Annotated in this window: 23 protein-coding genes; 7 read left to right on the forward strand and 16 right to left on the reverse strand. The window is 60.6% G+C overall.

All coding sequences use genetic code 11. From position 1 onward, the window contains the following. Window positions 1-285: 285 nt before the first annotated feature. The 5 genes from glgB to P7F28_RS11740 form a co-directional block, all read right to left on the reverse strand. On the reverse strand, window positions 286-2,514 hold the full coding sequence (glgB, locus tag P7F28_RS11720) for a 1,4-alpha-glucan branching protein GlgB (RefSeq protein ID WP_277184654.1): 2,229 nt from the start codon (window positions 2,512-2,514) through the stop codon (window positions 286-288). Beyond that, window positions 2,507-5,887, reverse strand: a complete 3,381-nt coding sequence (treS, locus tag P7F28_RS11725; RefSeq protein WP_277184762.1) for a maltose alpha-D-glucosyltransferase — start codon at window positions 5,885-5,887, stop codon at window positions 2,507-2,509. The genes glgB and treS overlap by 8 nt, the downstream gene beginning before the upstream one ends. A 57-nt stretch (window positions 5,888-5,944) precedes the next feature. Beyond that, window positions 5,945-9,337, reverse strand: a complete 3,393-nt coding sequence (locus P7F28_RS11730; protein ID WP_277184655.1) for a maltotransferase domain-containing protein — start codon at window positions 9,335-9,337, stop codon at window positions 5,945-5,947. Window positions 9,338-9,602: 265 nt separating this feature from the next. Continuing rightward, a complete protein-coding gene (gene glgA, locus P7F28_RS11735; protein ID WP_277184656.1) occupies window positions 9,603-11,237 on the reverse strand; it encodes a glycogen synthase GlgA in 1,635 nt (544 codons plus the stop codon). A gap of 342 nt (window positions 11,238-11,579) precedes the next feature. After that, window positions 11,580-12,233 carry a DUF1345 domain-containing protein gene (locus P7F28_RS11740; RefSeq protein WP_277184657.1) on the reverse strand — a complete coding sequence of 218 codons (654 nt, stop codon included), beginning with the start codon at window positions 12,231-12,233 and terminating at the stop codon, window positions 11,580-11,582. A 265-nt stretch (window positions 12,234-12,498) separates the two neighbouring features. On the opposite strand from P7F28_RS11740, the gene P7F28_RS11745 reads away from it, so the two are divergent. Then, on the forward strand, window positions 12,499-13,239 hold the full coding sequence (locus tag P7F28_RS11745; protein WP_277184658.1) for a metallophosphoesterase: 741 nt from the start codon (window positions 12,499-12,501) through the stop codon (window positions 13,237-13,239). A gap of 49 nt (window positions 13,240-13,288) precedes the next feature. Further along, a complete protein-coding gene (locus tag P7F28_RS11750) occupies window positions 13,289-14,584 on the forward strand; it encodes a DNA topoisomerase IB (protein ID WP_370467302.1) in 1,296 nt (431 codons plus the stop codon). 2 nt (window positions 14,585-14,586) lie between these two features. Here P7F28_RS11750 and P7F28_RS11755 read toward each other — a convergent pair whose 3' ends face one another. The 3 genes from P7F28_RS11755 to P7F28_RS11765 all read right to left on the reverse strand — a co-directional run bounded on the left by P7F28_RS11755 (window position 14,587) and on the right by P7F28_RS11765 (window position 16,087). After that, window positions 14,587-15,318, reverse strand: coding sequence for an RES family NAD+ phosphorylase (locus P7F28_RS11755; RefSeq protein ID WP_277184660.1), 732 nt, complete (start codon window positions 15,316-15,318; stop codon window positions 14,587-14,589). After that, complete coding sequence (locus tag P7F28_RS11760; protein WP_277184661.1) at window positions 15,309-15,743, reverse strand: MbcA/ParS/Xre antitoxin family protein; 435 nt, start codon at window positions 15,741-15,743, stop codon at window positions 15,309-15,311. The genes P7F28_RS11755 and P7F28_RS11760 overlap by 10 nt, the downstream gene beginning before the upstream one ends. Window positions 15,744-15,814: 71 nt before the next feature. Continuing rightward, window positions 15,815-16,087 (reverse strand): DUF2866 domain-containing protein, encoded by a 273-nt coding sequence (locus P7F28_RS11765; protein WP_277184662.1) that lies wholly within the window; start codon window positions 16,085-16,087, stop codon window positions 15,815-15,817. 216 nt (window positions 16,088-16,303) lie between these two features. On the opposite strand from P7F28_RS11765, the gene P7F28_RS11770 reads away from it, so the two are divergent. Together P7F28_RS11770 and P7F28_RS11775 are read left to right on the forward strand one after the other, a co-directional pair. Beyond that, entirely contained in the window at window positions 16,304-16,537 is a 234-nt protein-coding gene (locus P7F28_RS11770) for a hypothetical protein (protein ID WP_277184663.1), read from the forward strand. Between the two features lie 24 nt (window positions 16,538-16,561). Continuing rightward, a complete protein-coding gene (locus P7F28_RS11775; RefSeq protein WP_277184664.1) occupies window positions 16,562-16,870 on the forward strand; it encodes a hypothetical protein in 309 nt (102 codons plus the stop codon). Window positions 16,871-16,975: 105 nt separating this feature from the next. On the opposite strand, the gene P7F28_RS11780 is transcribed toward P7F28_RS11775, so the two are convergent. Continuing rightward, window positions 16,976-17,134, reverse strand: coding sequence for a DUF3309 family protein (locus P7F28_RS11780; RefSeq protein WP_277184665.1), 159 nt, complete (start codon window positions 17,132-17,134; stop codon window positions 16,976-16,978). Window positions 17,135-17,411: 277 nt separating this feature from the next. Beyond that, entirely contained in the window at window positions 17,412-18,998 is a 1,587-nt protein-coding gene (locus P7F28_RS11785) for an inorganic phosphate transporter (protein WP_277184666.1), read from the reverse strand. A 248-nt stretch (window positions 18,999-19,246) separates the two neighbouring features. Here P7F28_RS11785 and P7F28_RS11790 point away from each other — a divergent pair, with 248 nt between their 5' ends. Next, window positions 19,247-20,056, forward strand: coding sequence for a TOBE domain-containing protein (locus P7F28_RS11790; RefSeq protein ID WP_277184667.1), 810 nt, complete (start codon window positions 19,247-19,249; stop codon window positions 20,054-20,056). A 10-nt stretch (window positions 20,057-20,066) separates the two neighbouring features. Here the strand turns inward: P7F28_RS11790 and P7F28_RS11795 are convergent, their stop codons facing one another. Further along, window positions 20,067-20,756: a phosphatase PAP2 family protein gene (locus P7F28_RS11795; RefSeq protein ID WP_277184668.1), complete on the reverse strand. Its 690-nt coding sequence runs from the start codon at window positions 20,754-20,756 to the stop codon at window positions 20,067-20,069. A gap of 338 nt (window positions 20,757-21,094) precedes the next feature. Here P7F28_RS11795 and P7F28_RS11800 point away from each other — a divergent pair, with 338 nt between their 5' ends. After that, a complete protein-coding gene (locus P7F28_RS11800; RefSeq protein WP_277184669.1) occupies window positions 21,095-22,270 on the forward strand; it encodes a PHB depolymerase family esterase in 1,176 nt (391 codons plus the stop codon). Between the two features lie 139 nt (window positions 22,271-22,409). Beyond that, complete coding sequence (locus P7F28_RS11805; protein ID WP_277184670.1) at window positions 22,410-22,583, forward strand: DUF3563 family protein; 174 nt, start codon at window positions 22,410-22,412, stop codon at window positions 22,581-22,583. Window positions 22,584-22,660: 77 nt separating this feature from the next. Here the strand turns inward: P7F28_RS11805 and P7F28_RS11810 are convergent, their stop codons facing one another. The 5 genes from P7F28_RS11810 to P7F28_RS11830 form a co-directional block, all read right to left on the reverse strand. Then, window positions 22,661-23,080, reverse strand: coding sequence for an organic hydroperoxide resistance protein (locus P7F28_RS11810; protein ID WP_277184671.1), 420 nt, complete (start codon window positions 23,078-23,080; stop codon window positions 22,661-22,663). Window positions 23,081-23,212: 132 nt separating this feature from the next. Beyond that, complete coding sequence (locus P7F28_RS11815; protein WP_277184672.1) at window positions 23,213-23,668, reverse strand: MarR family winged helix-turn-helix transcriptional regulator; 456 nt, start codon at window positions 23,666-23,668, stop codon at window positions 23,213-23,215. A 97-nt stretch (window positions 23,669-23,765) separates the two neighbouring features. Beyond that, a complete protein-coding gene (locus tag P7F28_RS11820) occupies window positions 23,766-24,578 on the reverse strand; it encodes a BPSS1780 family membrane protein (RefSeq protein ID WP_277184673.1) in 813 nt (270 codons plus the stop codon). 12 nt (window positions 24,579-24,590) lie between these two features. Then, window positions 24,591-25,562 (reverse strand): homoserine kinase, encoded by a 972-nt coding sequence (locus tag P7F28_RS11825; RefSeq protein WP_277184674.1) that lies wholly within the window; start codon window positions 25,560-25,562, stop codon window positions 24,591-24,593. A gap of 107 nt (window positions 25,563-25,669) precedes the next feature. After that, window positions 25,670-26,074, reverse strand: a complete 405-nt coding sequence (locus P7F28_RS11830) for a hypothetical protein (protein ID WP_277184675.1) — start codon at window positions 26,072-26,074, stop codon at window positions 25,670-25,672. Between the last annotated feature and the right edge of the window lie 41 nt (window positions 26,075-26,115).

A 26,115-nucleotide genomic window follows, 5' to 3' on the forward strand; every position in this document is an offset into this window, starting at 1 on the left:
CACGCCGCGCGGATGAGCGCGAACCACTTTGCTTAAGCGCTCGAACTGCTAAAACGCAAGCTGACCCATCCGCTTGCAGGCCGGGCAGGCCTCCGTGGCGGCGGGCTATTGTCACCAAGCGAAAACATTAATCCACTTGCCCTTTCAACGTGCAGTGTCTGGTTGAAAAAGCTGCTTTCTTTGATTACTTTCTTTGCAGCAGCAAAGAAAGTGATCCCCCCGCCGGGGAGGCGGCTAGTGCATAAGCCGCACAACAAAGAGAAGCAGCACCTAACAAAAACGACCTTAGTCAGCCCGCAAAACAATAGTAGCCAACGGCGGCAAAGTAAGCACAGCCGACTGCCCCCGTCCATGACTAAAAACATCTTCGGCGTGAATCACGCCCCCATTGCCCATATTCGACCCACCATAAACAGAAGCATCGGAATTCAAAACCTCGCTCCACCGCCCGCCACGCGGCAAGCCAATCCGATACCCCTGCCGAGGCACCGGCGTCATATTGCAGACAACAACAAGATCACGCCCTTCAGCATCAGTACGTCGATACGCATAAACGCTATTCCCGTTGTCATCCCCAACAATCCACTCAAAGCCTCTAGGATCGCTATCAAGCTTATGCAAAGCAGGCTCATTCACATAAAGCATATTCAGATCACGCACGAGCTTTTGCAAGCCGCCGTGAAGGGCATCATCGAGCAAATGCCAATGCGGCGATTCATCGTGATTGAACTCGGCAACCTGCCCGAACTCACCACCCATAAACAACAGCTTCTTCCCCGGATGCGTCCACATAAACCCGAAATAAGCCCGCAAATTAGCGAATTTCTGCCAGCGATCCCCCGGCATCTTGCCGATCAACGAGCCTTTGCCATGCACGACTTCATCATGCGATAACGGCAAAACAAAACGCTCCGAGTACGCATACACCATCCCGAACGTATAAAGATGATGGTGATACTGCCGATACACGGGGTCTTCTTCCATGTAGTGCAGCGTGTCGTGCATCCAGCCCATGTTCCACTTGAAGTCGAAGCCCAGTCCACCCGACTCGACGCTCGCCGTCACACCCGGCCATGCAGTCGATTCCTCGGCAACCGTAATCGCCCCAGAAATCTGCCGTACTTCATGATTCAATCGCTTTAGAAACGCAATCGATTCGAGATTCTCACGGCCGCCATAAATATTCGGCACCCACTCATCGGCCTTGCGCGAATAGTCGCGATACAACATGGAAGCGACCGCATCGACACGCAGACCATCGACGTGATAACGCTTGAGCCATGCAAGACCCGATGCGATCAGGAACGCGCTCACCTCGTTGCGGCCGAGGTTGTAGATCATCGTGTTCCAGTCCTGGTGATAGCCTTCGCGCGGATCCGCGTGCTCATACAAAGGCGTGCCATCGAACTGAATCAGACCGTGCGCATCGTTCGGAAAGTGCGCGGGCACCCAGTCGATGATCACGCCCAATCCCGCCTCGTGCGCACGATTCACGAACTCGGCGAATTGCTCGGGCGTGCCGAATCGCGCGGACGGCGCGAACTGACCAAGCGGCTGATATCCCCACGATCCACCGAACGGATGCTCCGCAATCGGCATAAATTCGAGGTGCGTGAAGCCCATGCCCTTCGCATACGGAATCAGGCGCTCCGCAAGCTCGTGCCAGTTCATGCCGCGATTGGCTTCCTCCGGCACGCGCAGCCACGACTCCGCGTGCGCTTCGTAAATCGTGATCGGCGATTGCGCGGTTTGCTTGCCGCCTCGCGTGCTCATCCATTCCGCGTCCGTCCATGCGTAATGGTCGATGGCATCGCCATCCGCCACCACCGATGCGGTCGATGGCGGCTTCTCGCTTTGCATCGCGCAAGGATCGGCCTTGAGCGGCAGCGTCCAGCCTTCGCGAGAGACGACCTCATACTTATAACGCGTGCCCGCGCCGATGCCCGGCACGAACAGTTCCCACACGCCCGCGTTATGACGCATACGCATTGGATGCCGGCGTCCGTCCCACGTATTGAAGTCACCGACCACCGACACGCGCCGCGCATTCGGCGCCCATACCGCGAAACGCACGCCCGCGACACCGCCGTGCGTAATCGGTCGTGATCCTAAGCATTCGAGCACGGCATACGGATCAGCCTGCGATAAACGCGCGAGCCATTCATCCGACAGAACCGGGCCGAACGCATAGGTATCGTGCGTTTCCTGCGGTGTGCCATGCCAGTCGATCAACAAGCGATACGCACACGGATGCGTCACGAAGCCCGCGAAAAGCCCTGCATCGTGGATACGCACGAGCGTGCCGATGCTTTCGCCATTCGATGCATCGACCACAGAAACGCCTGACGCATTCGGCACGAACACACGCACCACATGACCCTGATCGGTGTCATGCAGGCCGAGCATCGAGAACGGGTCGGGATGCCGTGCATCGACCAGTGCATCGATATCGAGCGGATTGAGACCGTGCGCCGGATTTCTCGTATCCGCTCCTGGATCACTACGATTATTCATGGTGAGTTCCATCCGGGTTGTCCTTGTTTGCTTCGAACACGGGACGCGTGCCGGGCGCGGGCGGCTCGCCCGTATCGCCAAGCAAGCGGCTCGCGAGCGACGCGAGACCCCGCAACGGAAGGCCGATCCAGGTCGGCCGGTTCGCTGCTTCGTAGCGAATTTCGTAAGCGGCCTTCTCGATCAGGAAGAGATCGAGCAAAGGCTGGAACACATCGTCGCCCGCAATGCTTTCCGGCGACGACGCGATCGCTTCCATGTACTCACGCAAGAAGCTTTCCTCGGCAAAAGCGCGCAGTCGTTCGAAAAGCGCGCGCTTTCTGTCTGCGGTTTGCGCAGGCGCGTTTTCCGTGGTCGGCTGGGCAGCGGCGCTGGCATACGACAGCGAGCGCAGCAGACCGGCGACATCGCGCAGCGGGCTGGTTTTACGACGGCGTTCGTCGAGCGTGCGCGCCGGTTCGCCTTCGAAGTCGATCAGATACGCATCGCCTTGGGCCATCAAAACCTGGCCCAGATGGAAGTCGCCGTGGATACGGATACACAGTGCATCGGCGTGATCGCTGACGAGGTTCTTCACTGCATCGACCAGCATGTCGCGGCGATCGAGCAGACTTTGCGCGAGGAAACGATCGTGCTCGCTGAAGTCGCCAATCTTCTGCGTGATGATATCGAGCGCGGAATTCAGCAGCTTCAGCGTGCCATCGAGCCAGCCCTTGACGTCTTCCTTCGATGCGCGCTGCGGCGAGAAGGCTTCGTCGTCGGTAGGCGTGGCGAGCGCGACGTGCAACTCGCCCAAACGCTTGCCGATGATGCCCGCGATATTTCCATAGCCTTCGAATCCTTCGATTTCCTTATCATGCTCGGGCATGTTCTGCTCGGCATCCACCGACACCGCGAGTTCATCCACGGTACGGCGCAGATAATCGAGCGCGTAATTCCAGGCATCGCCCTGATTGTCGATAAAGCCTTGCAGAATGACGAGCGTATGCGGCACGTTTTCCGGATCGACGCGCACGACTTCGCCGTACAGCGGCCCCGTGTTCGCATACCCGAGCTTGGTCAGATAGCGGCTCATCTCCGCTTCCGGATGAATGCCGCCGACAATCCGGCGCACCAGCTTGAGCACGACCTTGTCGCCAATCACCAGCGAGCTATTGCTTTGCTCGGCCGCGAGCCAGCGAATTTCCGGCGGCTCGGACGGATTGAAGTCGAGTTCCATCAGACGTTCGGTCGGCAGGAAGCGAATCTGACTCTTCTGCACCGTTTCGACTACAGCGCGTTCCGCGAGCTTGCGCAGCACGCCGTACGTGAACGACGGCACCGAGAACGCATCCGTCAAGTGACCGATATTGCGATTGCGACGCACGCGCGCCAGCGCCAACTGCATATACAAGGGCGAAGTTGTTTCGGAGCCCCAAGCAATCGACAATGGCAATACATAGCGCTCGCAATGATCGCCTACATCCGCTTCGATTTCGGTGAACGCGAAGCCCGCGCCTTCGATCGTCGTCAATGCAGCGAGGCGCACCGCATGCAGCTTCTGATCCTTCGATGCAAACCAGCGGCGCTTGCTCAAATAATTCGGCAGCACTTCCGATTCGAGCAGACGCACGTTCTCCGGCGTCGGTCCCGTTTGACCCGCGCGAATCACCATCGTGACGAATTCGGGCAATTGCTCCGAAGGCGCTTGCGCCCACGCTGGCCGCATGTTGCCGGGGCAAAGCTGGAACCACAGGAAGCCGTACGGCGGGAACGTCAGCAAATACGTCAACTGGCCGATGGGCGGGAACGGCGAATCGGCCGTCATTTCCAGCGGCACCGAGCCTGCGAATTCCGACAGATCGAGTTCAACCGCTTGCGGCGCGCGTGAAAGATTCGCCACGCAAAGGATCGGCGGTTCGCCTTCGGTCTCGCGCAGATACGCGAGAATCTTGCGGTTATTCGGGCGCAGGAATCGAACCGTGCCGCGTCCGAATGCCTGCTTTGCGCGACGCACGGAAAGCATCTTGCGCGTCCAGTTCAGCAGCGAATGCGGATCGCGGCTCTGCGATTCGACGTTGACCGCATCGTAGCCATACAGCGATCCCATCACCGGCGGCAGTACGAGTTGTTCGGGATCGGCGCGAGAGAAGCCGCCGTTGCGATCCGACGACCATTGCATCGGAGTCCGAACGCCATCGCGATCGCCCAAATGGATGTTGTCGCCCATGCCGAGTTCATCGCCGTAATAGATCACGGGCGTGCCGGGCATCGACAAGAGCAGCGAATTGATCAGTTCGATACGGCGGCGATCACGCTCCATCAGCGGCGCAAGACGGCGTCGAATACCAAGATTCAGACGCGCGCGGCGATCGCTTGCATACGTGTTCCACAAGTAATCGCGCTCGGAATCGGTAACCATTTCGAGCGTGAGTTCATCGTGATTACGCAGGAAAATCGCCCATTGATTCGTCTCGGCGAGATCCGGCGTTTGACGCATGATGTCGGTGATCGGGAAGCGGTCTTCGCTCGCAATCGACATGTAGATGCGCGGCATCAGCGGGAAGTGGAAGGCCATATGGCATTCGTCTTCATCGCCGAAATATTCCTTGACGTCTTCCGGCCACTGGTTTGCTTCGGCGAGCAACATGCGGTTCGGATACTCCGCGTCGATGGTCGCGCGAATCTGCTTGAGGATGGAGTGCGTCTCCGGCAGATTCTCGTTGTTCGTGCCTTCGCGTTCCACGAGATACGGCACCGCATCCAGCCGCAGCCCGTCGATACCCATATCCAGCCAGAAGCGCATCACGCTCAGCACTTCCTTGATAACAGCGGGATTATCGAAGTTCAGGTCGGGTTGGTGCGCATAGAAGCGGTGCCAGTAGTACTGTCCCGCAACGGGATCATGCGTCCAGTTCGAAGGCTCCGTATCGATAAAAATAATGCGGGTCTCTTCGTACTTCTTGTCCGTATCGGACCATACGTAGTAGTTCCGATGATTCGATCCCGGCTTCGCACGCCGCGCGCGCTGAAACCACGGATGCTGATCAGACGTGTGATTGATGACAAGCTCGGTAATGACACGAATGCCGCGCGCATGCGCTTCCTGAATGAAGCGCTTCACATCGGCGATGGTGCCGTAGTCCGGATGCACATTGCGATAGTCGGCGATATCGTAACCATCATCGCGTCTGGGCGATGGATAGAACGGCAGCAGCCAGATCGCATCGACGCCGAGTTCCGCGATGTAGTCGAGCTTGGCAAGCAGGCCCGGAAAATCGCCGATGCCGTCGTTGTTCGAATCGAAGAACGACTTGATGTGAACCTGATAGATGATCGCGTCCTTGTACCAGAGCGGATCGTCGTTGAGAATCGACGCCTTCTTGTTGCGCTTCACCCTTGTATCCACGGTTTGCTCCAATGTTCTTTGTATGCGTTGGTACTGCTGCCTCGCTTACTCGTTCGTGTGCGGCTTCGGCAAGCCCCATGTCGGCGAAATGCGCCAGATCGCGAATGGCAGCGAATGCGGATTGAGCCGTACATGCTGGCGGCGTCCGCGCCATTCGAACTGTTCGCCGGTCACCTGATCTTCGACCGCGACCGCATCCCATTCATGCACGCCCCAGCGTTCCAGCGTCTGCCACGGCAGTTCGATATCCGCGCCTTGCTCGTTGAACGGATCGAGGTTGATGGCGACCAGCACCACGTTGTCGCGTGAAGCGTTGGCCTTCTCGAAGAACAGAATGTTGTCGTTATGCGCGGTCAGGAAATTCACGCCGAGATGCGTCTGCAACGCAGGATTCGCGCGGCGGATGCGATTGAGCGCCGTAATCTCGGTGACGATATTGCCCGGACGATTCCAGTCCCAGGCACGCAACTGATACTTCTCGGAATCCAGATACTCTTCGGAATTTGGCAGTGCGGCGGACTCGCACAGTTCGAAGCCGCTGTACACGCCCCACAAGCCCGATAAGGTCGCAGCCAAGGCCGCGCGAATCACGAATCCCGGACGGCCGGAGCTTTGCAGAAAGCGCGGATTTATGTCCGGTGTATTGACGAAGAAGTTCGGACGGAAATAATCCTTGGCATCGGTCTGCGTGAGATCGTGCATGTACTCCAGAAAATCGCGCTTCGACTCGCGCCAGGTGAAGTACGTGTAGGACTGCGAGAAGCCGAGCTTGGCCAGGCGATTCATCACGCGCGGACGCGTGAACGCTTCGGCCAGAAAGATCACATCGGGATGACGCGCGCGCACATCGCCGATCACCCATTCCCAGAACGGGAACGGCTTCGTATGCGGGTTATCAACGCGGAAAATGCGCACGCCAGCCGCGATCCAATGCAGAAAGACATCGCGCAACGAGGTCCACAATTCCGGCTTCGCGTCCTTCGCATAGAAGTCAGGATTCACGATGTCCTGATACTTCTTCGGCGGATTTTCCGCATAACGCAGCGTGCCGTCGGGACGCCACGCGAACCACGTCGGATGCTCTTTGAGCCACGGATGATCCGGCGAGCATTGCACCGCGAAATCCAGCGCGATCTCCATGCCGTGTTCATGCGCGGCGTCGAGCATGCGCTTGAAGTCATCGAGATTGCCGAGCTCGAGATGCAGCGCATCGTGGCCACCGTCTTTTCCGCCGATGGCGTAAGGACTGCCGACATCGCCCGGTTGCGCGGTCAGTGAGTTGTTCTTACCTTTTCGATTCGCCACGCCGATCGGATGAATCGGCGGGAAATACAGCACGTCGAAGCCCATTTCGCGGATACGCGGCATCTTGCCGATCACATCGATAAACGTGCCGTGACGGTTCACATCGTCGCTCATCGAACGCGGGAAGATTTCGTACCAGCTTGCGAATCGCGCGGCGGCGCGCTCTGAGTCGATGCGATACACCACCGGATCACGCGACAGGAACGGACGATGCCGCGCCGCTGCAATCGCCTTCGCGGTCGTCGGCGCGAGCACGAGTTCGAGCTTGCGCGCGTCTTCGGCCTTCGTGAATTCCTTGACGATCTTTTCGAGCGGCGCGCTGTCCGCATCTTCGACCGTCTTCACTTCGGCAAGAATCAGCGCGAACAGATGCTTCGCTTCTTCGACTTCGAGTTCGACGGTCTGCCCGGCCTTGAGCTTTTTCTGCATGTGATCGACGAGCGACGCGTAGTCATCGCGCCATGCCATCACGACGAATTCGTGACGGCCCACGCGTTCCAAAGGAATGCGTGTGGTCCACAAGTCGAGACCGGCGGGTTGCACGGCCGTCATGGGTGCTTCATGCCATTCGGTTTCATCGGCGGCGCGCCATTGCACGGCGGCGGCGATCTTGTCGTGACCTTCAGCGAAAATCGCGGCCTGAATCTCAACCGCTTCACCGACGATCCGCTTGGCCGGGAATCGACCGTTATCGACTGAAGGCGTGACGCTTTCGATCGATACGCGCGGCGCTTCGATTGCACTTGCTACGGACTTCTTATCAGCTGCCTTTGCGCCGCGTTTCACTTGCGGCTGCGCGAGCAGGATGAACGGCTCAGCTTCGGCGCGGAACAGACGCACTTCGCCGGCTTTGAGCATGAAAGGCGCAAGACGCTCGGCCTTGGCTTTGGCATCGTCGAGCGGGGCGAAGCGCGTGTAATTGCCCGGCACGGATTCGAGCAGATGCAGCGTGTCAACATGCACCGGCGCGACGTTATCCGGGTTGACGATCACCACAACGGCGGATTCGCTCGTGCGCAGATCGCTGCCATCGGCGCGGATCAGCGTGGCGTAAGGCGTGCCCGCGCCGGTCAGCGAACGCAATTCTCCGACGCTCGCCAGCGTTTCGATTTCACGCTGGAGCTTGTTTGCACGCCTGATTTGCGCCGACAGATCGATACGCGCTTCCATGCGCGCGCGCTCGAATTCGGCTGCGACGCCGTATTGCGGCGACATCGGCAGGCCGACGCCGTATTCGAAGCCCATCGGCACGAGCAAACCCGTTCCGAGCGATGCAGCGATATCGAGCGAACGGGTGTACGCGCGTTCGACCAGTGCGGTATCGCTCGTATCGGTCAGATCGTTGATCAGGCGATTGCCGTACGGATCTTCAGGAAACGCAATCGGCGACGCGATGCGCGACAAGGCCGCGTGTTCATCGATCAGCCAGGCGCTTTTAAAATCCCACCAGCGCGTGGAGGCGAACACGGCGTCGAAACCGGCATCGGTCAGACCGTAGAGATCGTGACGCGTGAGGCCCACGGTCCACGCGAGCCAGCGCGTATCCGCATGTTTCTCGCGCACGGCCGCGCCAAGCCTGCGCCACACGTGCGCGGGCACCGTATGCGGACAGTCGAAGCGATAACCGCCGATGCCTGCATCGGCAAGTGCAATCAGTTCTTTCGACCACCATTCGGTCAACGCATGCGCGGCTTCGCCATCGGCAAAATTCGCATACGCGACGTCACGCTGACGCGGCGCGCGACGCGGATCGAGGCGCGCATCGGCGCTTTCGAAGGGCTGAAACCAGTGCGTGTTCTGTTGATAAAGCCCGCCTTCCGTGCTCACACGATTAATGACGATATCGACCAGTAAGGTGAGCTTGTGCTTCTTCGCGGCATCGGCGAGTTGACGCAGACCGGCGGTGGCGTCGCCTCGTGCTTCGAAGACAGGATGCAGGCTGTGATGATCCGCCACCGCTTCGCGATGCCCGTTGCTGCCGGGCGCGAAGGGCGCGCTGATCAGGACATGATCGAAGCCGAGCGTGGCCGCGTGCTCGAACTGGGCAGGCCAGTTCGCGAGCGGGCCGACGAGCAGGGGATCGATGAAGTAAATACGGGGCGCATACGCATGATGAGCTTGATGGTTTTCCATCGTTCGTCTTTTCCAGAGTCGTCCTGCGGTGGCGGGGATGCGGGCACTGCGAATCGCGATCACGCTCACGGGCCAAACTGGCTGACAGCTTGTCCGCCTCAATGCGATGTAACGCGGACCTCACTCACTATAACGCCGCTAATCGACGCTGGCCTCGGTCGCGTCTCGCGATGCGCCGCGTGTTTCATCGGGAAGGCGCCACGGTCGCAAGCGTTGTCGGAGCACGTAGCGTGCCGCGACGCCCGATGAAACGAGGTGAAACTGGTCAGGCGCGCTTTGCAACCAGCGCCTTCGCATCGACATGAATCTGCGGTGTGGGTTCCGCAACACGGCGCACGCGCAAGGCGGTGCGCGACGGACGCATGCCGCTGACATCGACATACAGTGCGACCATCTTGCCGACCGCTTCGTTCCAGCCAAAATCGCAGGACATCGCGTTGCGTTGCAGCGCGCGCCAGCGTTGCGGACGCATATAGGCGTCGAGCGCGCGCGTGGTCGCGGCGATGATGTCGTCGGGGCGGTCACCGTCGAAGAGGAAGCCGGTCGGCTCGGCGTGGCGGGGTGTCGGCGCGGCGGCGATTGGCAAACCCGTGGTGCCATCGCGCAGATAAGCGGCCGGGCGCAGCACGTTGCGCACGGCGTTTTGCGTTGCATCGACAATCGTGTCTGCAAGGCCGCCCACACGCGATGCCACCGGCAGCGTGCCGTAGCGCATCGCGTACATTTGCGTCAGGCCGCACGGCTCGAATCGGCTGCCATGCAGCAGAATGTCCGCGCCCGCGTGCAGCGCATGCGCGCGCCGCTCGTCATAACCAATATGCACGCCCACGCGATCCGGCCACTGCTGCGCGAGCTTGCGGAATCCCTTTTCGATATACGCCTCGCCCTTGCCGATCACCGCGAGTTGCAGGCGCGGATGTTTCTCCAGCAAACGCGGCAGCGCGTCGAGCACGACATCGGCCATTTTCTGGCCCGTCATGCGGCTGCCGATCGCCATCAACGGCGCGAACGGACCGACCGGCAGGCCGAACATACGTTGCAGCGTGCGCTTGCAGGCGTGCTTGCCGCGCATATCGTCAAAAGAATAATTGCGTTCGATGGTGGCATCCGTGGCCGGATTCCACGTTTCCTTGTCGATACCGTTCACCACGCCCGAAAGCTTGTCCTTGCAGCTTTGCAGCACGCCTTCCATCAGGTGACCAAAACGCGGCGTGAGAATTTCGCGCGCGTACGTTTCGCTGACCGTCGTCACGCGATCGCTGTGCACGATGCCCGCTTTCATCAGACTCAACGCGCCGTAGAATTCGATGCTCTTGGGATCGCTGTGCGCGTGCACGAGCCATTTTTCCGGCACGCCCAGCGATGCGCCGAGCGACAGCGCGTAGTTGCCCTGAAACGCGAGATTGTGGATCGTGTAGACGCTTTTGGCTTGTACGCCGGCGTGTTTCATCAGCAACGGCGTAAGGCCGGTATGCCAGTCGTGCGCATGAACGATGTCGGGCTTCTTCACCCCACGCACGCCCTGAGCGATGCGAACCGCTGCCGCCGACAGCGTCGCGAATCGCACGGCGTTGTCCGGATAGTCGCGGCCCTGTGCGTCCTGATAGAGACCGGTGCGTGCATAGAGCGCATCGCAGCGCAGCAACAGCACCGGCACGCCCGTATCCGGCATGCGCGCGCGCAACAGCGTGGCATCGCCGCCGGGCAAGCCGGTCAGCGTGCCGACTGTGCTGACGTTTTCAGCGGCGGCGATGGCGTTCGGATAGGCGGGCAACAGGATGGTGGCATCGCCGCCCGCTTCGCGCAGGGCGGCGGCGTAGGCGCTGACCATATCGCCGAGGCCGCCGGTCTTGGCGAGGGGAACGGCTTCGGAGGCGACCAGCAGGACGTTCAGGGGCAAAGTGGGCTCCACATGCGGATGGCACGCGCGCGGCAGTCGGGCAATCGATCGGCACGCGTTGGAATCGCTGATCAGGGTTTATCTGGAATAGCTGGCGCAGTGCAGCAATCGATGTGCCACGCAAAAAAGCGCGTGTGCGTTGCACCACGCGCAAATCCGCCCATCGTCTGAATAAGCCTTAAGCGGCTGCCTAAAAAGGCACGAACGTGCCGCGTGTAAAAAGGTTCGCCGCGCGGACCGCTTTTTTACACGGCGTGCCTTCGAGCTTATGGAGTGCGTGTGGAGTGCATGTGACAGCCGCGTTTCGAATGACGGCGGCGATGGGATGCGATGGGGAAGCGCTTATCCGCCGACCATGCTCGCGGCGATATTCACGCTCAGGCCAAGCACGGCAAGATTGAAGAAGAACGACAACACCGATTGCGCGAGTGCGGTGCGGCGCACTGCTCTGGAGCACAACGCGACATCAGAGGTCTGCGAGGCCACCGCGATGGTGAACGAGAAATACAGGAAGTCCCAATAGTCCGGACTCAGATGTTTATCGGGGAATTTGAGTGCGGTCTGCTGCGCGTCCGATCGATAGTAATGGCGCGCGTAGTGCAGCGTGAACATCGTCGGGATCAGAAACCATGCGCCGAGCATGGTCGCGCCCGTGAGCGCGTAGTTGAGCCACGGGTCGGCGTGATTCTTGGCGTTGGCCAGTTCCACGACGATCGCCACCAGACTCGCCATCGCCGCGATGCTGACGATCATCAGCACGGTCGCGGCGTTCTCGTCTTCGCGTTCGGCCAGCTCCTGCACGTTGGTCTGATCGGCGGTGCCCATGCGAATCCAGATCAGCAGCAGATACAGCCACACGGCCGTGTCCCAGCCGATCAGCGCGCGCACCGTTCCGCGCAGAGGGAAAGGCAAAAGCAGACCGACGCATACGCCGACTGCAAGACCAATCAAGGCGCGCGGTCGATTGCGCAAAACGGGCGGAAGCATTTTTATCATCGGATGTCAGGGTCCGTTATGGGTTCGCGCGACGCCTGCGATTATTGCCGATGCGCCTTTCAGGAGGCTGAGGGTTTCGCGGTTTTTTCAAACGCAACAATTCCCGTCTTCGATAAGGCTTTGCCCGATGTGCCGCAGCTTTTGCCGCATTATCATCGCGAGATAAAGGGCGAAGGTGAGTGCGCGCGAAACTTGCGCTCGAATCGTTTCACATAAGCGACCAAGCACGCACACGCGCCCGGAGACAGACGCTAATATCGGTCGCATGAATGATCCTACTTATCCTCTCATTTGCAGGCATCCGGCCAACGAAACCGGACGCGACTTCGTAGTCGGCGATATCCACGGCTGCGTCGATGCACTGCGTTATCTGCTGCGCGAAATCGCTTTCGATGGCGCGCGCGACCGGTTGTTCTCCGTCGGCGATCTGATCGATCGCGGCACGGATTCGCTCGCGGCCATCGATCTGATCGACAAGCCGTGGTTCTTTCCGGTGCTCGGCAATCACGAGGATTCGCTGATCGCGGTCGCGACCGGCGCGATGCGCCGTCAGGCGTGGTACGCGATCGGCGGCGCTTGGGCGGAAACGCTTCACGACGATCAATTGGGCGAACTGGCGGTGCGGCTCGCGAAGCTGCCGCTGGTGCGCGTGGTCGGGCAGGGCGCGCATCGATTCAATGTGCTGCATGCGGAATTCTTCGGCAGCGACGCCGATCTCGATTCCGCTCATTACTCCGATGAAGCGCGCAATCAGTTGCTGTGGGGACGTGGTCTCGCACTCGGCAACGCCGATCCCGCGCGTCAGCACGGCCTTTCGACCACGTACTGCGGCCACACGCCGACGCGCGCGGTTAAGCAGATTGGCTCGCAGATTTATATCGATACGGGCGCGTTCGCTTCGGAAGGGCGGCTGACGATCGTGCAGCCGGGCACCGATGAGCGCTGGTCGGTGAAGGAGCGCTGGGCGGCATCGGAAGGTGCGCGGGAACTGGCTTTGCCTGAATAAGGTTGCTCGGCACGCACGTTGCTCGATATGTCGCCATGTAATCGAAGACATGGCGAGGCGCGCAGTGGACAGAACAACGACGACCCAACTCGACGATGCACCCGACGGCTGCCCCGAAGACCTGCCGCCCGGCCTGCGCTACGTGGACGATTCGCGGCGCGGCTACACGCGCGAATGGACCGATGGCGCGTTCAAGTACTTCAACACGCAAGGCAAGCGTATCGACGATGAAGGCGAGATTCGGCGCATCAACGCGCTCGCGATTCCGCCCGCTTATATCGATGTATGGATTTGCCCCGATTCGCGCGGGCACCTGCAAGCCACCGGACGCGATGCGCGCGGGCGCAAGCAGTATCGCTATCACCCGCAATGGCGCGAAACCCGCGATGCCACCAAGTACGAGCGCATGCTCGCGTTCAGCGCGGTGCTGCCGAAGCTGCGCGCTCGCGTAGCGCGTGATTTATCGCTCGATGGAATGCCGCGTGACAAGGTGCTTGCCACCGTCGTCAGGCTGCTCGATACAACGCTGATTCGCGTCGGCAGCGAGGAATATGCGCGGGAAAATCGCTCGTATGGACTGACGACGCTGCGCAAGCGGCACCTGAAGGTATCGGCGAATACGCTGCGGTTCAAGTTTCGCGGCAAGAGCGGAATCGAGCACGATGTCGCCGTCAGCGATGCGCGCGTGGCGCGGATCGTCAAACGCTGCATGGACTTGCCGGGCCAGGATCTTTTCCAATATCTCGATGCGGACGGCGAGCGCCATGCCGTGACTTCATCCGATATCAACGATTATTTGCATGAAGTCACGGGCGCGGAATTCACTGCCAAGGATTACCGCACGTGGGCGGGCAGCGTGTTCGCGCTGGCGGCGCTGCGCCGGCTGGAATGGGAGACGGTGACGGAGGCGCGCAAGCATATCGTCGGGACCATCAAGGATGTCGCGCAATTGCTGCGCAATACGCCTGCGGTGTGTCGGAAGTGCTATGTGCATCCGGCTGTGATCGAGGCCTTCGAAGCCGGCGAATTGGCCGATGCGATGCCCGCATCGCGCCGGCGCGGTTTGAAGACGGATGAAGCCGCGCTCGCCATCTTCCTCGAAAAGGATGCAAAGCGGAGGGCGCGCGAGAAGCGCAAAGGTGTATCGACCAGCGATGCGCGTTTGGCGAAGCTGCTCACCGATTCGAGCCGAAAGGCGCGGACGGGCGCGTTGAAATCGAGCAAGAAGGGCGTGGCGACGCAAGCGCTGGAGAGCGTGGCGCGCAAGGCATCGCCGAAAGCGGCGCGGCCCGCGACCAAGAAGCTGGCGCGCACGCGGTCGGCTGCGGCTGTCGCGCTTAGCTAAAGCTAGCCAACCTGGTTCAATTCGAACACGCAATCGATTGCGCGACCGTTCCAGTTGTATTCGAGGTACGCGGCGTGGCGACAATCGCGCAGCATCGTCGTGCGTAACGCGGCGAGGCATTCGCCCGCCGTATCCCGCACCGATGGATACGCAATCCCCGGCGCGCCCGCCGTGCGGATCAATCGACCGATGGCCTCGCCGGGGCCGTAATCGTCGGGATCGAGAATGCGCCGATCCAATCCCGCTTCCGCGATACGCCCGCCGCGCAAATCCACCACTTCGCCCTGCGCCTGCACGGTGTAGAGCCGCATCTGCTGACGCAGCGGCGCTTCGTTTGTCGCCGCGAGAAACAAGCTGGCGTGATAGCGCGTCTCCGCGATCGCCGTCTGCTTGTCGCGCGCGCAGTAGAACACGCCGTAGCTGCCATCGGAAAAGCGGCTGCCGCTCGGGTTCAGATGCGTGAACGCGGCCATGATCGGACCGCAGCCGGGTCCGAAGCAGCGTTCGTCGGGCGGCACGAGATCGAGTTCGCCGAGTTCGGTGCGCAGGCGGTCGTTGGTCATCGCTTCGAGCGCGTACAACGCTTCGAAATCTTTCGGCGATGCCACGCGATCGAACAAGTTGACGGCAGGAAAACGCGTAGGAATCACGCGATACGCAGGCGACCAATCCAGCGCACTATGCGGCCAGCGTTCGCGCCAGCCGGTAATCACGTTAGTACCTGTCACGCCCATCCGCCTCGCATGGCGTCGAGATATTGGCGGACCGCGACGAGATCGCTGATATTGCCCGCCAGCATGCGATCCAGCGCCGGACGTCCGCCGAACGGCGGCGCGGCGTTGGGGCGTTTGATCCAGGAATCGGCGGCGTTGGGTTCGGGCAGGAGAATCTGCAACGCCTTGTAGATGCCGAGAATGAGTGACAAGCGTTCGAGCGTGTCGCGCGCCAGCCGCGCGGATTGCGGCGCAGCCTTCCATTTGAAGAAGGTGGAACGGCCCGGCGCGCCGAGCAAAATGATTTGCTCTTCGGCTGAAAGCGACCAGTCGCGCGCGATGTTGAAGAACGCGCGCAGGCCGGCCGCGGATAGCTCGCTCAGATCGGGCGCGGGCGGCGGCGGACGGCCACCTGCCGCGGGCGCGAGGCGTGCGGCGTTCGGCATAATATCGAGTCTCCAAAGGAACTTGACTCGTATATTAGTCTATATGTGGATATTAGCAAGCTTCGATGTGCTTATTCCTCGTCGTCTTGCGGACCGTATCGTCGGCCGGGAATGTGGGCGCGGATTTCATCGGCGAGGCGCGATGGCGTGCAATCGGCGGGAACCACGCAGCGTTGCACACGCGTGTCGTCCTTCATCGACCATTCGGCCATGCGATACGCGCGGCCCCATGGCGGTTCGATCGGCTGCGACAAGCGACATTCGTGGAGGCGCAACGCGTACTGGCTGCGCATCGTCGATTTGAGATTGGTGAAGTCCGGACGGCGGACGCTGCGGGCTGGCATGACACGCTCCTCGGTGAATGGTCGTAGCGAGTGTGTCGTCGGAGAATTAAGCGCGACTTAATCGCGACTTGATCGCGCGACGTACGATGGCGATTCGCGTCGAAACGTCGCGGTCAAGGCCTGCTTCGGCATTTTCACCACGTCGCATTCGGGCGGTTTTCCGACGCGCCGGGTTACTGTATATTCGTACAGCTTGTCCGCATAAGGAGTATGCCGATGAACCCTCGCCGGGAATCGCCCGAAGCCGTTGCGCTCGAACGCTTCATCATGGCGACGCGCGCCGTCCACGCGGCGTTTGACGCCACGCGTGGCGAACCCGATTTCATCGACGGCGGACAGTCCATCGCGCGCTCGCAAGAGCGCCTCGATGCCGCTTTGCAGGAGCTGGAAACATCCGAGCGCACGCTCGATGCCATCCTCGCCGGCAGTGCAGGTCATGCGGGTCACTAACCTCGGAACCACGGAGCGAATCTCTTGAAGCTCGTTTTCCTCTCCATTTTGTTCTTCCTCGGCATATCGGCCGCTTCGGCGTCCGAGCGATACACCGAAGTCTGGAATCCACCCGAATCGCAAGGCGCAAAGGCTGGAAAAACCAAGCCGCATGCCGCGACGCAAACGGCATCGAAAAAGAAGCGCAAGGCTTCGACTACGGTGAAACAGGTCGCCGACAAGACAGCGTCCGATCCGCAGATGACCGCGCCGCGCGCGAAGGCATCGCCGAAACCGAGCGAGCCGGTCATTCCGCGCAAGATCGAGCCGAATGGGCAGGTGATGCGCGTCTGAACGCGGCATCGTCGAGACAGAAAAAGGGGCGTCCAGCGGGCGCCCCTTTTCCTTTTCAGATGAGTTTGCAGCAAGGCCGTTCGAATGACGATCGGCCGCGAGACTTCATATCCGTCCCATCAACAACAACACGATCACCACGACCAATACGACGCCGAGAATCCCGCTCGGGCCATAACCCCAACTGCGGCTATGCGGCCACGACGGAATGGCGCCGACCAACAACAAGATCAGGATGATCAGCAGGATGGTTCCGATCGTCATTTGACTTCTCCTTATCAAAGACCGCGTGACTTGACCGGCGCCTGACGTGGTCTCCCAGCCAGCGGCACGTCGAGTGGTCGGCGGAACGTGTCCGCTGGCCGGTGTCGTGCGATCGACGAGGAGGATTGAGCAATGGCTGTGCCAATGACCATGAAAGCCTGATAGCAAAAGGACCGCGCGTCCTTTCGGACACGCGGGCCGGGTACATCGATTGTCGAAACTAAAGGGTTGAAAGCGAGCTTAGGGCAAAACTTTCAAACACGCTTTCATTCGTGCTTCAGAACAGTCCGCGGAACGCCCAGAACAGCGCGCCAGCCAGAACGATCGACACCGGCAGCGTGAGAATCCACGCCAGCGCGAGGCTGCGCACCGTGCGCCATTGCAGACCCGAGCCATTCGCGGCCATCGTGCCCGCGACACCCGACGACAACACGTGTGTCGTACTCACTGGCAGACCGTACGCGTCCGCTGCACCGATGGTCAGCATCGCGACCAATTCAGCCGATGCGCCCTGGCCATACGTCAAGTGCGTCTTGCCGATACGCTCGCCTACCGTCACAACGATGCGCTTCCAGCCGACCATCGTGCCCAGACCGAGCGCGACCGCGACCGCCACCTTCACCCACGTCGGGATGAACTTGGTCGAGTGATCGAGTTGCTTCTTGTAGTTGTTGAGCACCGCGCCGTCATCCGCTGAGAACGCCGGGTCCTTCTGCTTGTCCATGATCCGCAGCGCTTCCGAGGCGATATACATCTCGTTGCGGACGTTGCGCACCTGACCTTGCGGCACGTTGGACACCGAATCGTTCGGACGGACTTGCGAATCGATCGATTGAACCAGGCTCTTAAGCGAGGCGATCGTATCCGGCGCGACATGCTTGGTCTGAACATACTTTTCGACGGCGCTCTTCGAATCCGCTGAGGGCGCTGCGCTGCCGGCGTACTTCGTCAGCACTTCGGCCGCGCTATGGCTGACCGACAGGAACGTCTGCGTTTCGGCAGGCGTCACGGCCTTGTTGAGCGCGTAAGCGGTCGGCACCGTGCCGATCAGAATCAGCATGATCAGGCCCATGCCCTTTTGGCCATCGTTCGAACCGTGCGCGAAGGAGACGCCCGTGCACGTCAGGATCAACAGGCAGCGAATCCAGAACGGCGGCGGCGTGTTCTTTTCCGGCTCCTTGTAGAGCGCGGGCACGCGCACCACGAGCTTGAGCACATACAGCAAAAAAGCCGCTGCGATAAAACCGATGATCGGCGAGAACAGCAGCGACTTGCCGACGCCCAGCGCCCGATTCCAGTCCACGCCCGAGGTGCCGTCCGTGCCGTGCAGCATCTGATTCATCAGGCCGACGCCGATCACCGAACCGATCAGCGTGTGCGAACTGGACGAAGGCAGACCGAGCGCCCACGTGCCCAGATTCCAGATGATAGCGGCGATCAGCAGCGCGAAGACCATCGCGAAGCCCTGGCCGCTGCCGACGCCGAGAATCAGCTCGACCGGCAGCAATTGCAGAATCCCGAACGCCACCGCGCCGCTCGAAATCAGCACGCCGATGAAGTTCCACGCACCCGACCACACGACCGCCAGATTCGGCGTCAGCGAGTGCGTGTAGATGACCGTGGCGACGGCGTTCGCGGTATCGTGAAAGCCGTTGACGAACTCGAAGCCGAGCGCGATCAGCAATGCAATGCCGAGCAGAATGTACGGAAACGCCGACGACTCGCGCACCGGCGACAAATCCTCGAGCAGATGCAGCACGCAATACGCCGCGCCCGCCACGATAGCGATGATGAACAGCAAGGTGGCAAGCCGTTGCCCGAGCGTTTTACTCTCTCGGGTTTGGGTAAAGGCAATCTGATTCATGTCGATTCCTGGAGTCTTTTGGGCTTGCGCAAGGGCGAATTGGGTGGATTGGGGCGGATTGGAAACATAGAAATGGATTACAGACGGCCATGTTTCCCGGTGCGTGTGTCGATTTCATGAACTATGAAATGATCATTTGGTATGTTGAGAGCTATATGATCGAACGTCCGTGATGATGATCAGCGGCGTCATGCGGATCGATATAATTTCCGCGCAAGGCTCGCATCCAAATCGTGTAAGAGGACGCAGTGAATAAAGAACGCGATTCGCTGGAAATCGGCGGCTCCGTATGGCTCAAAACGGGCGATCAGACGCTCGGCGGCGCGGCGCGCATCGCGTTATTGGCGGCGATCCGCGATACCGGTTCGATCACGTCGGCGGCGAAGGCCGTCGGCATGAGCTACAAGGCCGCGTGGGACGCCGTCGATACGATGAACAACCTCGCGGGCGAGGCACTCGTCGTGACTGCGAGCGGCGGGCGCGGCGGAGGCGGCACCAAACTCACGCCGGCTGCGCTCAGGCTGATCGAGACCTACGGCGCGGTGGAGCGCGAGCATCGCAAATTTCTTGAACGCGCGGGCGCGGCCATCGAAGGTTTTGCACGCGACTGGCAACTCATCGGGAGACTGGGAATGAAAACAAGCGCACGCAATCAACTGACGGGCAAGGTGACCAAAGTCACGCGCGGAGCCGTCAACGATGAAATCGAGCTCGGCTTGCCGGGCGGACAGACCATCGTCGCGGTCGTCACGCACGAAAGCACGGAAGCGCTGAATCTGAAGGAAGGCGGTGACGCCGTGGCGCTGATCAAGGCGTCGTGGGTCATGCTGATGGAAGACACTGGCGTGAAGCTGTCGGCGCGCAATCAATTGCGCGGTACGGTTGCCAGTGTGACGAAGGGCGCGGTGAACTCGGAAGTGACCTTATCACTCGACGATTCGACGACCATCACGGCGGTCATCACGAACCAGAGCGTCGATACGCTCGGGCTGGCGCAAGGTCAAAAGGCGGTCGCGGTGATCAAGGCGTCGAGCGTGATCATCGGCGTGAACGACTGAGTGTGAATGCTCAGGCCGCTGCCGCAGCGAACGGCGGCCGAGCTTCCGTGCGGCGGTCGGGAATGTGATAGTGCTTCACTTTCCAGCGAGCGCGCACGTAGGGCCGTTCGTGGCCCGACAAACCGAGCGCGATCTCGGTGATCCAATGTTGCGTTGGCACCGGCACGCCGTGCAACGCGACCACGACAGCGGCCAGACTTGCCGCGACGGGCATCGGTGACAACTTGCCCGGCTCCGCGCGCCACGCGATCCACACAAACGACAGCGCGACCAACGCGCCGAGCGCGCATCCGGCGACCACTTCGGAAATCGAATGTGCGTCCAACACCACGCGCGACACGCCGACCATTACGCCAAACAGCAATCCGGCCACGACGCCGCTCGCGCGAATCCAGTTGCGCGCCGGCAATAGCGCGACGAACAGCGCCACCGGAAGCACGGATGTGGACATCAGCGCATGTCCGCTGATGCCGGTGAAGTCGAGATTGCGCACACCGATTCCCCAGCCGATAAACGCGATCTTCGTCAGCGCGACCAGGCCGCTGGCCATGCCTAGCAGTCCGAGCCACGCAAGCGCATATTTCCATCGATAACCGACCACGAGCCACGCCGCGACAGCCATCGCGACAGGCGCCATGACGCCCACGCTGCCGAGCGCGGTAATTGACATCCAGACGGAAACGGGCAAATCCAGGTTCATCGAAATAATGGGAATGGCTGTTGCTGCGGTGCGTCAGTACATGCCGATATTTGGATATCGGCTGTTGCGCGCGGAATTCACAGTGTAGGAATGTTCAGGAGTATACCGTGTGGGACGATCCTGAATTATCTCGCGCAGGCTCTGAAATATGTCATGTTACGTCGTGTAACATCGGTTATTTTTTACTTAAATCGCTGAAACGAGTGCAATTCTCCTGCATTTATAAGATTTCGGATACGCGCCGCCATCGTCATTTGATGTTATTGTGCAATGCACAACTCGGCGCGCTTTTCTGCTCGCGCGTCGTACGAATGCACCATATGTAGAGGAACCGCCGAATGTCTAAAAGCCTTACCAAGCTCTGGTTGCGTGGCCTGAGACGCCTCGTTGCCGGCCAGGCGGAAGCCATTCGCGCCGCCAAGCCGCGACCGGTTGCCAAGCCCACGCGCGCTAAAGCCGCGAAGACCGTCAAATCGACGCTCAAATCGGGCGCAGCCAAGAAAGCCGCGACGCCATCGCGTGCGGGCGCGAGTGCGCGCCCTGCCGTGCGCGAATCGCGGGTGCGGCCGCGGGCATCGGCGTGGGCGCGCGGAAAGTGGGAGCGGTCGTATCACTCCGCGCCGCCAACGGCCGGGCGCTTCGTCAACCATCTTTCGTACGCGTTGTATTTGCCGCCGAAAACCGCGCTTGAGCCGATGCCGCTCGTCGTCATGCTGCACGGTTGCAAGCAGAACGCGGATGAATTCGCGCAGGGTACGCGCATCAATCTGCTCGCCGATAAATACGGTTTCGCCGTGCTGTTTCCTGAGCAATCGAAGCACGAACACGCGCATCGCTGTTGGCACTGGTACGACGATTCAGCCGGCGGAGGCGGCGGCGAGGCGGCATCGATCGTATCGCTCGTGAAGGCGGTGATCGACGAGCATGACCTCGATGCAGAACGCGTGTATCTCGCGGGCATGTCCGCGGGCGCGGGACTCGCGGCCTTGCTCGCGATTCGCTATCCGCGATTATTCGCGGCAGTCGGCCTGCATTCCGGGCCGGTTTTTGGTGAAGCGCATTCGGCTATCGGCGCGATGGACGTCATGCGACGTGGCAGCCGCACCGATCCCATTTCGCTGATCGACGCCGCGCTCGACGTGCGCGATTACCCCGGCATGCCCGCGATCATCGTTCACGGCGAACTGGATTCGGTGGTGAGCGCGTCGAACGCGGAGCAATTGGCGAAACAGTTTCTGCGCCTGAACGGTTTCGTCGATGCAGCCGGCAACCGTCGCGCAGGCGAAGCGCGCGAAGAAGCGCATCCGGATGGCGTGGTGACGGACTACATCAAGAATGGCCGGCGCGTGGTGAAGACGTCGATCGTGCGCGGACTCGGCCATTCATGGGCCGGCGGCGACGATACCGTCGCGTTCCACTCGTCCAAAGGTCCGGACTCCGGCGCGGTGATGTGGGATTTTTTCAAATATCAGCGACGCCCGAGCGAGGCTGCACGCGACGCAGCGGTCGCGTAGACGGGGCATCCAGCGTTTCGAGTGTTGCAAATTAGTCTTTACTATCAGAGATTTGTCACAAAAGTGCTGGTGTTGTGTCAGGGATTACCCTATAATCACTTTCATAGGTAGTAACCCTAGTATCCCAGCGAGGCCCACCATGTTCCTGCTCAGCCGCATTTTCCTGTTCCTGACGAAGTCCGCCGACCAACGCGATCAACAACGCGACGACGAATATCTCGCCGAAGCCACCGACATTTACGATCTCGAATATCGTATGAAGGCTTTGGACAAGCGTAAGGCGACGCGTTACCCGTCGTGGATGTCCAGCTAAGCTTTTAGCTTAAGCTTTGAGGCAAATAGAAATGCCGGCTTTGCAGCCGGCATTTTTGTATCTCAGGCGCTTAAGCCTCAGACGAGCTTCACGCGCACATCGACGTTACCGCGCGTCGCGTTCGAGTACGGGCAAACCTTGTGCGCTGTATCGACGAGCGCCTGTGCTTCGGCGCGATCCAGACCCGGCAGCGTCACGCACAGTTCGATATCGAGCGCGAAACCGCCTGCATCGTTCGGGCCGACGCCTACGTCGGCGGTGACCGTTGTATCGGCGGGAACAGTTTTCTTTTGTTGACCGGCGACGAACTTCATTGCCGACAGAAAGCACGCCGAGTAACCGGCTGCGAACAACTGCTCCGGATTCGTGCCCGCCGCGCCCGCGCCGCCCAATTCCTTCGGTGCGCTCAACTTCACATTCAACTGCTCATCCGACGACACCGCACGTCCGTCACGTCCGCCGGTGCTGGTTGCCGTAGCTTTGTACAGAATGGTCATGGCTCTCTCCTTGGTTCGGTTGGTTGACTGGTCAGCACTGCATCGACCACGGAGAGGAATATATCGCGATAATCATTAGTGTACAAATTAAATTTTCGCGATGATTTGCTTAGCCGTTCTCTATCGGCTCGGCTATGACTGTCCGATGTACTCGTTAAGCGATGCGCGCAGACGAACCAGATCGCTGCGCAAACGCAGCAATTCGTCGATATCCGATCCCGCCGCGCAGAAAATTTCCGTAGGAATGCCCTTCGCGGACTCGCGCAGATCGCGTCCGTTTTGCGTCAGGCGAATATGCACTTGCCGCTCGTCAGCAATCCCGCGCGTACGTTCGACGTAACCCTGCGCTTCGAGCCGCTTAAGCAGCGGCGTCATCGTCGCCGAGTCGAGCGAAAGCCGCGTGGCGATTTCCTTGACCGTGATGCCGTCGTTCTGCCAGAGCACGAGCATCGCGAGATATTGCGGATAGGTCAGGCCGAGTTTTTCGAGCAGCGGCTTGTAGGTCTTCGTCATCGCAAGCGATGTCGAGTAGAGCGCAAAGCAGAGTTGCTGATCGAGTTCGAGCGGGAATTCGGCGGGCGAGGTCATGGCGAGGCGCGGCGAAGCGCGACGAAAAGGCCGTATGGCCGATGTCGCTAGTGTACGTAAAACGCTTCGCGCGCGAAGGAACGCTGCGCGGCGCTGCTTAAGCGCCCGTTGCGTCGGGGATATCGGGCGTTTCCGGCGATTGCACGCCGAAGCAGCCGCGATAGGTGGCGTAGAACGAACAATAAAGCGCCGTGGTCACCAGAATCGATGCGGGCATCAGCACGGCAAAGGCCATTTCCTGGCTCAGGCCGATCGCCTGCATCAGCGCCGTCAGACCGAACGACACCGCCAGCGCCACCGCGATCCACACGATCCCATACAGCACGAACGCGCCGCGATTGCGCCAGCACGAAACCAGGCTGAAGAACAACGCCTTCGCGGTCGGAACCTCGTGCCATGCCACCAGAATCGGCGCGAACCAGAACAGCATCGCGACCGGAACGTAGCACGCCATCGCCACGAGCACGGCGAGCGGGCTGAAGCTCGCGGCGACGGTTTCAGGGTCGCCGGTCGGGCCGTCGCCCATCATCATGCTAAGCAACGTGCCGCCATCGACCAACGCCGATAACGCGAAAATCACCGCCATCGCCACGATATACAGCGCGCCGAGCAGCAGCAGCCGACGGGCGACCGTGCCGCCGTAGGAGCGAAAGCCATCGACGAGAATGGTCGGCCAGACCGGCTTGCCAGCGATGGTATTGCGACACGCCGCCATGAAGCCGACCGCGACGCCCGGAATAAACAGCAGCGGCAAAAACGGCCCGATCAGCGGCACGCGCGAAATCAGCGTCATCGCGAACAGATACGCGAAAAACACCGTGAGAAACGCAAACGGATTGCGGCGGAACAGCCACAGGCCTTGGCGGAACCAGACATAGCCGGTCTTGGCGGGGACTTCGATGAGTCGCATGAGTGTGAAAAGTTACCGTTGGGCGTGAGTCGACGCCGCTTTGACGCGTTCGCGCAGAATGCGTTCGAAATGGCCGGGATCGTGCGCTTTGAGCATCTGCGCTTCGCGCGGCCGATGGAAGTCGTACAGGCGCGACACCCAAAAGCGCATCGCGCCGGCGCGCAGCATGTCGTTCCAGTGGCGCTCTTCTGCCGGCGTGAACGGACGCACGGTCTGATACGCGCGCAGCATGGCATCGACACGTGCGTGATCGAGCACGCCCATATTCAGATCGATACACCAATCGTTCACGGTGACGGCAACATCGAACAACCATTTATCGACGCCCGCAAAGTAGAAATCGAAAAATCCACCCAGCCGCGCGTGCTCGATGCCATCCGCGAACAAAACATTGTCGCGGAACAAATCGCAATGGCACGGGCCGCCCGGCAGCGATGCGTAATCGCCCGAGCCGAAAAACGCCGCCTGATGCGCGAGTTCGCTTTCGATCAGCGTGCGCTGCGCTTCGCTCAAATAGTCGATGATCGACGGCACGTTTTCCTGCCACCACGCGAGACTGCGCAGATTCGGCTGATGCGCCGGGAAATCGCGCCCGGCGAGATGCAGACGCGCCAGCATCTGACCCACTTCGATGCAGTGCGCGGGCGTCGGCGCGAGTTCCGGCTTGCCTTCGAGCTTGGTTACGATGGTCGCGGGCTTGCCGTTGAGCAGCGCGAACAACGCGCCATCGCGACGCGGCATCGGGTCCGGCACGGGCACGCGATGCGACGCCAGATGGCGCATCAGATCGAGATAGAACGGCAACTGCTGCGCCGTCAACTTTTCGAAGATCGTCAGCACGAATTCGCCGCGCGTGGTCGTGAGAAAGAAATTGCTGTTCTCGATGCCCGACTGGATGCCGCGCAATTCGACGACATCGCCGAGATCGTAATGTTGCAGCCAGTCGCCCAGTTCGGCGTCAGAGACGGGAGTGAATACGGCCATGCGGGATACGTCAGTCAGGTTGGGCGGCGCGGGCCGCTGCGTCACGGGCCAGCGGCCTTGAAGATACGCCCGCTCAGGAAGAGCGGGCCGGGGACAGGCTTGAGACTTCAGTAATGCAGGTTGATCGACGGCAGACGCGTGCTTGCCTTGCCGTTGTCGCGCACTTGCGGCGAGGTGTCGGCGGGCGAACTCATCTGATAGCGCGTGCCGAAGTTCGAACGCACGTCGATTTCCACCGGCTTGCCCTTGTCACGATACTCGGTGATTTCCGTGCCGTTGGTGCTCAGCTCGTGATAGCTCGGCAGACGCGGCGGCGAGATTTCGACTTTCGAACTGACATTCGCGGGCGGCCGGTTGATGGCTTTCAGATCGGGAAGGCCCGCGGCTTCTTCCGGCGACATCTGCTTTTGCGCGACCGGCTGGTCCGCTGGCTGAACGTTCGGCTGCGCGAACGCGCCAAAGCTTGCGGCGGCAAAAACGGCCGCGGCGGCGGCGGAAAGAAGCGGCTTCATGATGGTTCTCCGGACAATCGTCGGATTCTAGCAAATTGGCA

It is taken from the genome of Caballeronia sp. BR00000012568055 (assembly GCF_029439455.1).
In the GTDB taxonomy this organism is placed as follows: Bacteria; Pseudomonadota; Gammaproteobacteria; order Burkholderiales; family Burkholderiaceae; genus Caballeronia.